Origin of the sequence: Lysobacter sp. TAB13 (assembly GCF_052113885.1) — a bacterium.
In the GTDB taxonomy this organism is placed as follows: Bacteria; Pseudomonadota; Gammaproteobacteria; order Xanthomonadales; family Xanthomonadaceae; genus Lysobacter; species Lysobacter gummosus.
Genome location: NZ_JBFRDR010000012.1, coordinates 65,621 through 78,292, shown reverse-complemented (window position 1 = coordinate 78,292; position 12,672 = coordinate 65,621). Strand labels below are relative to the sequence as shown.

Sequence of the window (12,672 nt, the reverse complement as noted above, 5' to 3'; positions counted from 1 at the left end):
ATGAAGTCCCTGCTGTTCCCCCCTTTGAAAAAGGGGGGCAGGGGGGATTCGCTGTTGCTGTTGCTGTTGCTGTTTCGCTAAAGCGCCAAAAGCAAATCCCCCCTGCCCCCCTTTTTTAAAGGGGGGAACAGCGGTGGTGCGCGTTCAAGGGGAAGCAGCGGGGGTGGGGCGGGGCCCGCAGCACCACCGCCCATACAAAGAAAAACCGCCGGACAAGCCGGCGGTTTTTTTCTCGCAACTCGCGCCTGCCGCTACGCGATCACTGCACCGTAGCCGGCGGCGGCGCCAGATTGGTCGCGGCGTCGGCGGTCAGCAGACGGTTTATGTCCTGCACATCGGCCACGTCCAGCGAACCGGCCGACTGCTCCAGCAGCAGACGGTTCTGCAGGAAGTTGTACTTGGACTGCGCATACGCCTGCTGCGCCTGCAGCAAGGTGCGCTGGTTGTTCAACACGTCCAGCACGGTGCGGGTGCCGACTTCCAGGCCGACCTGCGAAGCGTCGTACGCGGCCTGCGCCGAAACCACGGCCAAGCGGCGCGCTTCGACTTCGCTGATGCCGGCGACCAGAACCTGATACGCGTTGCGGGTGCTGCGCACCAGCAAACGCTTCTGCCGTTCCAGCTCGTCCTGCGCGGAGTCGCGGCGGGCCAGCGCCTGACGCACGCCCGACTGCACCGCGCCGCCGGAGTACAGCGGCACCGACAAGGTCAGGCCGACGCTCGGGCCGCGGCTGCCGCTGCTGCGATTGTCTTCGGTGATGCCCCGGGCGGTGGTGTCGCCCCAGGTCGCGCTGTCGCCGTAGCTGGCGCCCAGGCTCAGGGTCGGCCAATGCCCGGCGCGCGCGGTTTCCACGTTGATCTCGGCCGAACGCACCGCCAGTTCCTGCGCGCGCAGCGAGGGATTGTTCTGGATCGCGTTGTTGACCCAGGTGTCCATGTTCTGCGCTTCCGGCAGGGCCGGCTTGAAGTCCGCCGGCAGCGCCTTGAGCGAACGCACCGGCTGGCCGGTGATCTGGCTCAGCGCCTGATAGGCGTCTTCGACCGTGTTGCGCGTGGTGATGGTGCGTGCGCGCGCATCGTCGTACTGAGCGCGCGCTTCGTGCACGTCGGTGATCGGCGCCAGGCCGACTTCCAGACGCTTGGAGGCGTAGTCGAACTGCTTCTGCAGCGCGGCTTCCGCCGCTTCCGCCGCGGCCAGGTTCTCCAGCGCGACCAGCACGTTGAAGTAGGTCTGCGAGGTGCGCGTGATCAGTTCCTGGTTGGCCGACTCCAGGGTGAAGTCGCTGGCCTCGCTGAGCGCGTTCTGGCTCTGCAGGCCCTTGATCGCCGCGCGGTTGTAGATCATCTGGCTCGCGTTGAGCGAGTAGTTGCGCTGCGTGCTGTTGCTTTCGATGTTGGTGCCGAACGGCAGGCTGGGCTGGGTGGGATCGCTGCTGGCGCCGTTGCTCTTGCCGAAGGTGCGGCTGCGGGTCAGCCGGGCCTCGCCGCTCAGCGACGGCAGCAACTGCGCGCGCGCCTGGATGCGGTTTTCCAGCGTGTCCAGCCGGCTGGATTCGGCCTGCGACAGCACCGGATCGCCCAAGCGCGCCGCCTCGTAGGTCTGCAACAGGTCCTCGGCCGACGCGACGGCCGGCAGCAGGGTTAGAGCCAGGGCAAGAACGAGCGGACGGCGGATCATGCGGCTTCCTTGGACTTGCTTGTTTTTGAGAACCCGCATGCTGGCACGCGGGCTCTTACGAAGGGCTGACGGATAACTGACAGGTCGGTCAGAACTCGAAGGCGGGCGCGGGTGCGGCGCCTTGGAGATACGGCAAATCGGTTTCGAACAACGACTGGATGCGCGAAGCGTTGACTTCGTTGCGCTCGCCGCCGGTCAACAGCACGCCTTCCATCGCCGGCGAACGGCCGCGGACCACGAACAGGCGGCCGCCCGGCTGCAGCCACTGCAGCCACTGCGGCGGAATCTGCGACACCGCGCCGGTGACGCAGATCGCGTTGAAACGGCGGTCGGTGCTGTAGTTCAGCGCGTCGGCCTCGATGACCTGGGCGTTGAGGACGGACTGGGCGGCCAGGCGCTCGCGCGCGGTCGCGGCCAGGTCGGGATGGATTTCCAGGCTGACCACTTCGCGCGCCAGGCGGCCCAGGCAGGCGGTGAGGTAACCGCTGCCGGTGCCGATCTCCAGCACGTCGTCGGTCGGATCGACCGCCAGCGATTGCAGGGTCCGGCCTTCCATCACCGGCTTCATCATGAATTCGCCATGCGCCAGCGGCAGCGACAGGTCGGTATAGGCCAGGTTGCGGTGCGCTTCGGCCACGAAGGCTTCGCGCGGCAATTGCGCCAGCACATCGAGCACGCGCGGGTCGAGCACGTCCCAGGGCCGAACTTGTTGTTCGACCATCAGTTCACGTGACTTGGCGTAATCGATCGTAATCATGGGGGGTCTTCATCGTGCGCGGGAACCGCGAATTCTACCGGGACCGCGCTTGCCCGGCAGAAAAAGAATTAACCACGGGACCGACCGGGCTTAGTGCCGAAAGTCACCAGAACTCCTGGCACCGTGCCTACTTAGCTCATTCCGACGCGTTGCCAGACCCGGCAAAGTCAGGCCTCGCGGCGGGCATAGGCGCGCAGGAACATCGTTACCGATGCCTCGATATGCGCCTTCAATTCGCTCTTGCCGGTGCTGCCGCAGCCGAACATCAGCAGCGCGTGCGGCTCGCCCTTGACCAGGGCGAAGAACTGGTTGGCGGCGCGCAACGCGTCCTGCACCTCCAGTTCGCCGGTTTCGGCCCGGCGTTGCAGCAAATCCGCGAACTCGGTGTGCAGCCGTTGCGGACCGGCGTCCCAGAACATCTTCGACAGCGGCGAGTCGGCCATCTGCGGGGAGCACAGCAGGCGGTGGATCTGGATCGCCTCGGGCGTGCTGATCAACTCGTAGAAGGCGGTGGCGATCTCGATCAGGCGCTCGCGCAGCGGGGTCGCCAGGGCCGCCTCGAACAGCGGCGAGGGCAGGTGCTGCTCGCAATAGGCCTTCACCGCGGCGCCGAACAAGGTCTCTTTGTCGCCGAAATGGCTGTAAACGGTGAGTTTGGAGACGCCGGCCTCGGTCGCGATCTGGTCCATGCTCACGCCGTCGAAGCCATCGCTCAGGAACAGCCGCTTGGCCGCTTCGAGGATGGCGTTGCGCTTGCCCAGGTCTTTGGGGCGGCCGGGGCCGGGGGGCTTGGGGGGCGCGGCGGGGTGGGTGGGGCGGGGTGTGGACATGGATTGGGGGTGGAGGCTCTGGTCGGTAGGACTTGGGGGCGGTGGCTGGCGGGGCGTTCTTTGCTGCGTCGATGGGGCTGGCGCGGCAGCGTGGGGCGTTTTTTGCGTGGTGTCGATGGGTTGGCGCGACGGGGTGGGGCGTTTTTTACGCGGAGTCGATGGGGTGGCGCGGCAAGGTGGGGGGGCTTTGCGCGGCTTCGATGGGCTGACGCGGCAAGGTGGGGCGTTCTCTGCGCAATTTCGATGGGCTGGCGCAGGGGGTTTACGCGGCTTCTATGGATTGACGCGGCACGGTTGGGTGTTCTTTACGCAATTTCGATGGGCTGGCGCAGGGGCTTTACGTGGCTTCGATGGGCTGGCGCGGCACAGTTGGGTGTTCTTTACGCAGTTTCGATGGGCTGGCGCAGCGGGGGGGGCGGGTTCTACGCGGGGTGGTGGGGGTTGAACTTGGTAGGAAACAATACTGGACTGCGTGGTTCGTTATTTATACAGTACCGCCAAGTACATTAATTCGCGACGAGGCCATCTGCAATGCGCAGCCGGATTTTTTCCGCCTCCATCCCAGTTTCGCACGGCGCTCCGGCACCGCCCGGCGGCCGTCGCCGCGGTTTCGCAGCCGGCGCGGCGGTGCTGGCGGCGGCGCTGAGCCTGGCCCTGGCCGCCTGCGGCGACGGCAAGCCGGCCGCCGAAGCGGTGCGGCCGGTGCTGGTGAGCCGGCCGACCGGCGCGGTCAACGCGGTTTCGGCCTACGCCGGCGAGGTCCGCGCCCGCGAAGAAAGCCCGCTGTCGTTCCGGGTCGCCGGCAAGCTGATCGAGCGCAAGGTCGATGTCGGCGCCCATGTCGCCGCCGGGCAGGTGCTGGCGGTGCTCGATCCGGGCGACCTGGAGGCGCAAAGCCGCGCCGCGCAGGCGCAGTTCGCCGCGGCCGAGGCCGAATACGCCCGCGCCCGCGCCGATCAGGTGCGGTTCGCGCAGCTGAGCAAGGACCAACTGGTCAGCCGCTCGACGATGGATGCGCAGGACGCCGCGGCCAAGGCCGCGCAGGCCCAGCTCAATTCGGCGCGCGCCAATCTGGACGTCGCCCGCAACCAATCGGCCTACACCCAACTGCGCGCGCCGGCCGAAGGCGTGATCGCCTCGCGCAGCGCCGAAGCCGGGCAGGTGGTCGCGGCGGGCCAGCAGGTGTTCGCGCTGGCCGCCGACGGCGCGCGCGAAGTCGCCTTCGCCGTGCCCGAGGGCGCGATCGCGACCTTCAAGCCGGGCCAGCAGGTGCTGGTGGAACTGTGGTCGATCCCGGGCAAGCGTTGGCCGGCGCGCGTGCGCGAAGTTTCGCCCGCGGCCGATCCGGCCTCGCGCACTTACGCCGCGCGGGTCAGCGTCGATGCCCCGGCCGGAACGCTGGAACTGGGCCAGAGCGCGCGCATCTATCAACCCGATGCGGCCGCTTCCGGCCTGAGCGTGCCGCTCGCCGCGGTGCAGCGCACCGGCAACGGCACCGCGGTGTTCGTCGCCGATCTGGCCAGCGCCACGGTGAAGCTCAAACCCATCGTCACCGGACCCTTCGGCCAGGAGCGCGTACCGGTGATCAAGGGCTTGAGCGCGAGCGACTGGGTCGTATCCGCCGGCGGCCATCTGTTGCGCGACGGTCAGAAAGTGCTCGCGGTGGACCGCGACAACCATCCGGTCGAGAAGTGATCGCGCCGCGTGCCGCCGGTCGCGGCGGCGCGCGTTGGCGGCTTCGGGTTTTTTAGGCGTTTTCAGGCTTTCGTGCCCTCACCCCTGCCCTCTGCCGCGTCGCGGCAGAGGGGGACAATGAAGTGGGTTTATCTATGCGCTTCAACCTTTCCGAATGGGCTCTGCGTCATCGCAGCCTGATCGTCTACGCGATGCTGGTGCTCGCGCTGGCCGGCGCGATGTCGTACCTGCGCCTGGGCCGCAGCGAAGATCCGGCCTTCACCTTCAAGGTGATGGTGGTGCGCACGCTGTGGCCGGGCGCGACCGCGGAGGAAGTCTCGCGCCAGGTCACCGAGCGGATCGAGAAGAAGCTCATGGAGACCGGCGAGTACGAGTTCATCCGCTCGTACTCGCGCGCCGGCGAATCGCAGGTGATCTTCGCCGCGCGCGATTCGATGCGCTCCAAGGAGATCCAGCCGCTGTGGTATCAGGTGCGCAAGAAGATCGGCGACATCCGCCCGACCTTGCCCAGCGATGTCATCGGCCCGTTCTTCAACGACGAATTCGGCGACACCTTCGGCAACATCTACGCGCTGACCGGCGACGGCTTCGACTACGCCGTGCTCAAGGACTACGCCGAACGCGTCCAGCTCGCCCTGCAAAGCCAGCAGGACGTGGGCAAGATCGAATTGTTCGGCGTGCAGGACGAAAAAATCTGGGTCGAGCTGTCCAACGTCAAGCTCTCCACCCTCGGCATTCCGGCGCAGGCGGTGCAGGACGCGTTGAACCAGCAGAACGCGCTGGTCGCGGCCGGGTTCTTCGAAACCCCATCCAGCCGCGTGCCGATCCGCGTCGGCGGCCAGTTCACCTCGGTCGATCAGATCAAGCAATTCCCGATCCGCGTCGGCGACCGCACCTTCCGCCTGGGCGATGTGGCCGAAGTGCGACGCGGCTTCTCCGATCCGCCGCAACCGCGCATGCGCTTCATGGGCGAGGACGCGATCGGCATCGGCGTGTCGATGAAACAGGGCGGCGACATCCTCAAGCTCGGCAAGACCCTGGAAAGCGAATTCGCCAACTTGCAGAAGACCCTGCCGGCAGGCATGCAACTGCGCAAGGTCGCCGATCAGCCGGCGGCGGTGGAAGAGTCGGTCGGCGAGTTCGTCCGCGTGTTGGCCGAAGCGGTGGCGATCGTGCTGCTGGTGAGTTTCTTCTCGCTGGGCCTGCGCACGGGTCTGGTGGTCGCGCTTTCGATTCCGCTCGTGCTGGCGATGACCTTCGCGGTGATGGATTTCTTCGGCGTCGGCCTGCACAAGATTTCGCTGGGCGCGCTGGTGCTGGCGTTGGGATTGTTGGTGGACGACGCGATCATCGCCGTGGAGATGATGGCGATCAAGATGGAGCAGGGCTTCGACCGCCTGCGCGCGGCCGCCTTCGCCTGGGACAGCACCGCCTTCCCGATGCTCACCGGCACCTTGATCACCGCGGCCGGTTTCCTGCCGATCGCGACCGCGGCGTCGGGCACCGGCGAATACACGCGTTCCTTGTTCCAGGTGGTGACCATCGCCTTGTGCGTGTCGTGGATCGCGGCGGTGGCGTTCATCCCCTTCCTCGGCGACAAGCTGCTGCCCGATCACGGCCACGCCGCCGCGCCCAAGCCCGGATCGCTGGCCGCGCGCTGGCACGATGCGCGCAGCAATCTCGCCAAGCGCATCCCGTTGCTGTCGAGCGTGATCGCGCCGAAGGATCCGGTGGACCATGCCCACGACCCGTACGAATCCAAGTTCTATGTGCGTTTTCGCAGCTGGGTGACCTGGTGCGTGCGCCGGCGCTGGCTGGTGATCGGCATCACCGTCGCCGCTTTCGTCGGCTCGATCTTCCTGTTCCGCTTCGTGCCGCAGCAGTTCTTCCCCGACTCGGTGCGTCCGGAGCTGATGGTCGATCTGGAACTGGCCGAAGGCTCGTCGCTGCGCCAGACCACCGAGCAGGCCCAGCGCCTTGAAGCCCTGCTCAAGACGCGCAAGGATCTGGCCAACTACGTGGCCTATGTCGGCACCGGTTCGCCGCGTTTCTATCTGCCGCTGGATCAGCAACTGCCGGCGGCCAACTTCGCCCAGTTTGTGCTGATGCCCAAGGACTTGCAGGCGCGCGAAACGCTGCGCAGCTGGATCATCAAGGACGTGGTGCCGCGTTTCCCCGAACTGCAGTTGCGCGTGACGCGCCTGGAGAACGGCCCGCCGGTCGGTTATCCGGTGCAGTTCCGCGTCTCGGGCGAGCATATCGACGAGGTGCGCAAGATCGCCTACAAGGTGCGCGAGAAAATCCGCGCCAATGAGCACGTGGCCAACGTCAACCTGGACTGGGATGAGCCGAGCAAAGTCGTGCGGCTGCAGGTCGATCAGGAACGCGCACGCGCGCTGGGCATCAGCTCGGCGCAGTTGTCGCAGTTCCTGTCCAGTTCGCTGTCGGGCTCGCACATCAGCACCTATCGCGAAAGCAACGAGCTGATCGAAATGCTGTTGCGCGGCCCGCAAGAGGAACGCGTGCAGCTGGACATGCTCGGCAATCTGGCGGTGCCGACCAGCAGCGGGCGCAGCGTGCCGCTGACCCAGATCGCGACCCTGGAGTACGGTTTCGAAGAAGGCATCATCTGGCATCGCGACCGCCTGCCGACCATCACCGTGCGCGCGGACATCTACGACGGCACCCAGCCGGCCTCGGTGATGGCGCAGATTTCGCCGACGCTCGACGGCCTGCGTTCGCAACTGCCCTACGGCTATTCGATCGAAGTCGGCGGCAGCGTCGAGGACTCCGCGCGCGGGCAGAAGTCGATCAACGCCGGCGTGCCGCTGTTCCTGTTCGCGGTGTTCACCTTGCTGATGCTGCAGCTGCGCAGCTTCTCGCGCAGCTTCATGGTGCTGTTGACCGCGCCGCTGGGCCTGATCGGCGTGACCTTGTTCCTGCTGATCTTCCGGGTGCCGTTCGGCTTCGTCGCCATGCTGGGCACCATCGCGCTGGCGGGCATGATCATGCGCAACTCGGTGATCCTGGTCGATCAGATCGAGCAGGATCGCGGCGAAGGGCACGAGCCGTGGAAAGCGATCGTCGATGCGACGGTGCGGCGGTTCCGCCCGATCGTGCTGACCGCGCTGGCGGCGATCCTGGCGATGATTCCGCTGTCGCGCAGCGCGTTTTTCGGGCCGATGGCGGTGGCGATCATGGGCGGGTTGCTGGTGGCGACGGCGCTGACCTTGTTGTTCCTGCCGGCGTTGTATGCGGCTTGGTTCAAGGTCAAGGTGCCGGCGGAGGCTTGAGGCGTTTTTGTTCCCTCTCCCGCTTGCGGGAGAGGGCTGGGGTGAGGGCCCCGCGGTTGCAGCGGCGTCGTGGGCTTGAAGCTTCGCGTGCCCTCACCCAACCCTCTCCCGCAAGCGGGAGAGGGCTTCAGATAGGCCTGGATTCAGGCGTGCTCGACGCTGAAAGCCAGCGTCGCTTCGATCGCGCGCTTCCACCCCGCGTACAACTTCTCGCGCTCGGCCTCGAGCATCTGCGGCTCGAAGCTGCGCTCGACCTGCCACTGCTGCGCGATCTGCTCGCGGCTTTCCCAGAATCCGACCGCCAGTCCGGCCAGATACGCCGCGCCCAGCGCCGTGGTCTCGTTCACCCGCGGACGGTTGAGCGGCACGTTGAGGATATCGGCCTGGAATTGCGCGGTGAAATCGTTCGCGATCGCGCCGCCGTCGGCGCGCAGGGCCTTGAGTTCGATCCCGGAATCGGCCTGCATCGCGCTGAGCACGTCGCGGGTCTGATACGCCAGCGATTCGAGTACCGCGCGGATGAAATGCTCCTTGCTGGTCCCGCGGGTCAGCCCGAACATCGCGCCGCGCACGTCGCTGCGCCAGTACGGCGCGCCCAGGCCGACGAAAGCCGGGACGAAGTACACGCCTTCGGTCGAACGCGCGCGTTCGGCATAGGCCTGCGAATCGCCGGCCTTGCCGAGCATGCGCAAGCCGTCGCGCAGCCACTGCACCGCTGAGCCGGCGACGAAGATGCTGCCTTCCAGCGCGTATTCGACCTTGCCGTCGATGCCCCAGGCGATGGTGGTGAGCAGGCCGTTGTCGGAACGCACCGCTTTCTCGCCGGTGTTCATCAGCAGGAAACAGCCGGTGCCGTAGGTGTTCTTGGCCATGCCGGCTTCGAAACAGGCCTGGCCGAACAGCGCCGCCTGCTGATCGCCGGCGACGCCGCAGATCGGCACCGAGTTATTGAAGAAATGACGCGCGCCGGTGTGCGCGTAGACCTCGCTGCTGGAACGAACTTCCGGCAGCATCGACGCCGGCACGCCGAGCATCTCCAGCAATTCCGGGCACCACTGGCGCTTGTGGATGTCGTACATCAACGTGCGCGAGGCGTTGCTGTAGTCGGTGACGTGGGTCTTGTCTTCGGACAGATTCCAGATCAGCCAGGTGTCGATGGTGCCGAACAGCAGATCGCCGCGCTCGGCTTTTTCGCGCGCGCCTTCGACGTTGTCGAGAATCCACTTGACCTTGGTCCCGGAGAAATACGCATCGATCAACAGGCCGGTGCGCTCGCGCACCATCGGCTCATAGCCGTCGGCCTTGAGCTGGTCGCAGATCGCCGCGGTCTGGCGCGACTGCCAGACGATGGCGTTGTGGATCGCCTGACCGGTGTGGCGATCCCACACCACCGTGGTTTCGCGCTGATTGGTGATGCCGATCCCGGCGATCTGCGAGGCGCTGATCTGGGCCTTGGTCATCACCTCGATCGCGGTGGTCTGCACGCTGGCGAGGATCTCGCGCGGATCGTGTTCGACCCAACCCGGACGCGGGAAAATCTGTTCGAACTCGCGCTGCGCCACGCCGACCACCGCGCCGTCGCGATCGAACAGCATCGCCCGCGAGCTGGTGGTGCCTTGGTCGATGGCGAGGATGTAGGTGCGATCCATGAGTCTCTCTCTGATGAAAGCAGGGAATGAGGGGATGGGGAATAGGGAATGGAGGCTAAGGCAAGGGATGAGGTATCAGTGAGCGACAGAGCCCGCCATTCCCTATTCCCTGATCCCCTCCATTCCCCGCTTCAGCCGTACACCGCCTGGAAAGCGAACGCGCCGATCAGAGCGCCGATGATCGGCGCGACGACAGGCACCCACGCATAAGCCCAGTCCGAGCCGCCCTTGCCGGCGATCGGCAGCAGCGCGTGGGCGATGCGCGGGCCCAGGTCGCGCGCGGGATTGATCGCGTAACCGGTCGGGCCGCCGAGCGACATGCCGACCACGACGACCAGCAGGCCGACGCCGAGCGGGCCCATGCCGGGCGCGAGCGTGTTGGCGCCGATGGCCAATGCGCAGAAGGTCAGGGCGAAGGTGCCGATGACTTCGGTCAGCACGTTGGCCTTGGTGTCGCGGATCGCCGGGGCGGTGCAGAAGATCGCCAGCTTGAGCGCGGGATCGTCGCTGACGCGCCAGTGCGCCAGATAGGTCAGCCACACCAGGGTCGCGCCGGCGAAGGCGCCGGCGATCTGCGCCAGCACGAAGCCGGGCACCACGGCCCACGACAGTTTGCCGATCGAGGCCAGCGCGATGGTCAGCGCAGGATTCATGATCGCGCCGCTGGTCGGGCCGGCGATGTAGATGCCGATCAACACCGCCAGGCCCCAGGCCGCGGTGATCACGCCCCAGCCGGCGCCCTGGGACTTGGATTTGTTGAGCAGCGCACCGGCGACCACGCCGTTGCCGAGCAGAATCAGCATGCCGGTGGCGATAAATTCGCTGAGATATTGCGACATCGGTGTGGCCATTGCGGTGGGTCTCCCTGGTGCTTGGTGAGGCTTTTTTAGTTTTTATTTCTGAGTGAAGCTTTCTGCTGACTGTTGCCGAATTTCTATCGGGTTGCTGCTGCATTGACGCGCCGATAGGTTTACCGCATCCCCTTCATGCCGTCATTCCCGCGAAGGCGGGAATCCAGAGACTTCAGCGCCATCCCTCCAGGTCGTCATTCCCGCGAACGCGGGAATCCAAAGACTTCAGCGCCATCTCCCAGGTCGTCATTCCCGCGAAAGCGGGAATCCAGTGCCTTTCGTGCGAGAACGTTTGAAGTCTCTGGATTCCCGCTTTCGCGGGAATGACGAGCAAAGGCGAAAGAGCGCCACCTCTCAAACCTCGCCATCCGCGCCCCCCAACCTCATCGCAACATATTCCTGCAACCGACGCTGCCCCTGCGCATCGATCCGCAGCCCCAACTTGGAGCGCCGCCACAAAATATCCTCGGCCGTCCGCGCCCATTCGAAGTCGATCAGATAATCCACTTCGGTCGCGTACAGATCCGAGCCGAACCGCTCGCCCAGCTCTTCCAGATGCGAACAACTCTCCACGATCCGCAGCGCGCGGCTGCCGTAGTTGCGGCACAGGCGCAGCGCCAACGCATCGGGCAGCCACGGCCGGCGCAGGCTGAAATCCTCGTGGAACGCCTCGAAGTTCGCGTCCGGCAGATCACCGCCGGGCAGCGACGCGCCGCCGGTCCAGGCCGGGCGCGGCGCGCCGAACAAGGGCGAGAGCGTGTCGCAGGCTTCTTCCGCGAGCTTGCGCGAGGTGGTGAGCTTGCCGCCGAACACGTTGAGCAGCGGCGCGCCCTGGCGATCGAGGGTGAGCAGGTAATCGCGGGTGATTTCCGAGGCCTGATCGCTGTCGTCGTCGAGCAGCGGCCGCACGCCGCTGTAAGTCCAGACCACGTCGTCGGGGCGAATGGGTTTCTTGAAATAGCGCGAAGCGGCCTCGCACAGGTACTGGGTTTCGGCCTGGTCGATGCGCGGCGACGACGGGTCTTCGCGGTAATCGACATCGGTGGTGCCGATCAGGGTGTAGTCGTGCTCGTAGGGAATCGCGAACACGATGCGGCGATCGGGCTGTTGGAAGATGTACGCGTGGTCGTGATCGAACAGCTTGGGCACGACGATATGGCTGCCCTTGATCAGGCGCAGCGTGTGGTTGTGCGGAACGTGCGCGACCTCATCGAGAAAACGCGCCGCCCACGGGCCGGTGGCGTTGACCAGGGCGCGTGCGCGCACCGTGCGCGCCGCGCCGTCGGCGCCGCGCAACTGCACCTGCCAGTCGTGTTCGCCGCGCGTCGCCGACACGCAGGCGGTGCGGGTGAGCACGGTGGCGCCGCGCTCGCTGGCGTCCATGGCGTTGAGCACGCACAGGCGCGCGTCCTGCACCCAGGCGTCGGAATAGACGAAGCCGCGGACGAAATCGTCCTGCAGCGGCCGCCCGGCGATGTGCTTGCGCAGGTTGACCGAGCGCGACCCCGGCAGCCCGCGTCCGCGCCGGCCGCCGAGGCGGTCGTACAGGAACAGGCCGATGCGGATCATCCAGGCCGGGCGCAGATGCGGCTGGTGCGGCAGCACGAAGCGCAGCGGCCAGATGATGTGCGGCGCCATGCGCAGCAGGCGCTTGCGCTCGGCCAGGGCCTTGCCGACCAGGGCGAACTCGAATTGTTCGAGGTAGCGCAGGCCGCCGTGGATGAGCTTGGTGCTGGCGCTGGAGGTATGCGAGGCGATGTCGTCGCGCTCGCACAGCAGCACGGACAGTCCGCGCCCGGCCGCGTCGCGCGCGATCGCCGCGCCGTTGATGCCGCCGCCGACGATCAGCAGGTCGGCCGTGGGTACTTGCTCGGTCATGCGCTCCGCGTCTGGCTGCGGGCCGCGCGTCGCCGACCCAG

Annotated in this window: 8 protein-coding genes; 2 read left to right on the top strand and 6 right to left on the bottom strand. The window is 66.4% G+C overall.

Going from position 1 to position 12,672, the window contains the following annotated elements:
• Positions 1 to 259: 259 nt before the first annotated feature.
• From AB4Y92_RS15490 to AB4Y92_RS15480, 3 genes are all read right to left on the bottom strand, one after another.
• Positions 260 to 1,678, bottom strand: a complete 1,419-nt coding sequence (locus AB4Y92_RS15490) for a TolC family outer membrane protein (RefSeq protein WP_441820467.1) — start codon at positions 1,676 to 1,678, stop codon at positions 260 to 262.
• A gap of 88 nt (positions 1,679 to 1,766) precedes the next feature.
• Positions 1,767 to 2,432, bottom strand: a complete 666-nt coding sequence (locus AB4Y92_RS15485) for a protein-L-isoaspartate O-methyltransferase family protein (protein WP_441820556.1) — start codon at positions 2,430 to 2,432, stop codon at positions 1,767 to 1,769.
• 170 nt (positions 2,433 to 2,602) lie between these two features.
• Positions 2,603 to 3,265, bottom strand: a complete 663-nt coding sequence (locus AB4Y92_RS15480) for a TetR/AcrR family transcriptional regulator (RefSeq protein ID WP_441820466.1) — start codon at positions 3,263 to 3,265, stop codon at positions 2,603 to 2,605.
• A gap of 531 nt (positions 3,266 to 3,796) precedes the next feature.
• On the opposite strand from AB4Y92_RS15480, the gene AB4Y92_RS15475 reads away from it, so the two are divergent.
• The gene (locus AB4Y92_RS15475; protein ID WP_441820465.1) at positions 3,797 to 4,960 is read left to right on the top strand and encodes an efflux RND transporter periplasmic adaptor subunit; all 1,164 of its coding nucleotides are present in this window, start codon (positions 3,797 to 3,799) and stop codon (positions 4,958 to 4,960) included.
• 134 nt (positions 4,961 to 5,094) lie between these two features.
• Positions 5,095 to 8,253 carry an efflux RND transporter permease subunit gene (locus AB4Y92_RS15470; protein ID WP_441820464.1) on the top strand — a complete coding sequence of 1,053 codons (3,159 nt, stop codon included), beginning with the start codon at positions 5,095 to 5,097 and terminating at the stop codon, positions 8,251 to 8,253.
• A gap of 143 nt (positions 8,254 to 8,396) precedes the next feature.
• Here AB4Y92_RS15470 and glpK read toward each other — a convergent pair whose 3' ends face one another.
• From glpK to glpD, 3 genes are all read right to left on the bottom strand, one after another.
• A complete protein-coding gene (glpK, locus tag AB4Y92_RS15465) occupies positions 8,397 to 9,902 on the bottom strand; it encodes a glycerol kinase GlpK (RefSeq protein WP_441820463.1) in 1,506 nt (501 codons plus the stop codon).
• A gap of 131 nt (positions 9,903 to 10,033) precedes the next feature.
• Entirely contained in the window at positions 10,034 to 10,753 is a 720-nt protein-coding gene (locus AB4Y92_RS15460; protein ID WP_441820462.1) for an MIP/aquaporin family protein, read from the bottom strand.
• 354 nt (positions 10,754 to 11,107) lie between these two features.
• The gene (gene glpD, locus AB4Y92_RS15455; protein WP_441820461.1) at positions 11,108 to 12,631 is read right to left on the bottom strand and encodes a glycerol-3-phosphate dehydrogenase; all 1,524 of its coding nucleotides are present in this window, start codon (positions 12,629 to 12,631) and stop codon (positions 11,108 to 11,110) included.
• Positions 12,632 to 12,672: the final 41 nt, after the last annotated feature.

Coding starts and splice junctions, on each gene's coding strand:
- AB4Y92_RS15490 (WP_441820467.1), bottom strand. CDS start 1,678: ATGATCCGCCGTCCGCTCGTTCTTGCCCTGGCTCTAACCCTGCTGCCG.
- AB4Y92_RS15480 (WP_441820466.1), bottom strand. CDS start 3,265: ATGTCCACACCCCGCCCCACCCACCCCGCCGCGCCCCCCAAGCCCCCC.
- AB4Y92_RS15475 (WP_441820465.1), top strand. CDS start 3,797: ATGCGCAGCCGGATTTTTTCCGCCTCCATCCCAGTTTCGCACGGCGCT.
- AB4Y92_RS15470 (WP_441820464.1), top strand. CDS start 5,095: ATGCGCTTCAACCTTTCCGAATGGGCTCTGCGTCATCGCAGCCTGATC.
- glpK (WP_441820463.1), bottom strand. CDS start 9,902: ATGGATCGCACCTACATCCTCGCCATCGACCAAGGCACCACCAGCTCG.
- AB4Y92_RS15460 (WP_441820462.1), bottom strand. CDS start 10,753: ATGGCCACACCGATGTCGCAATATCTCAGCGAATTTATCGCCACCGGC.
- glpD (WP_441820461.1), bottom strand. CDS start 12,631: ATGACCGAGCAAGTACCCACGGCCGACCTGCTGATCGTCGGCGGCGGC.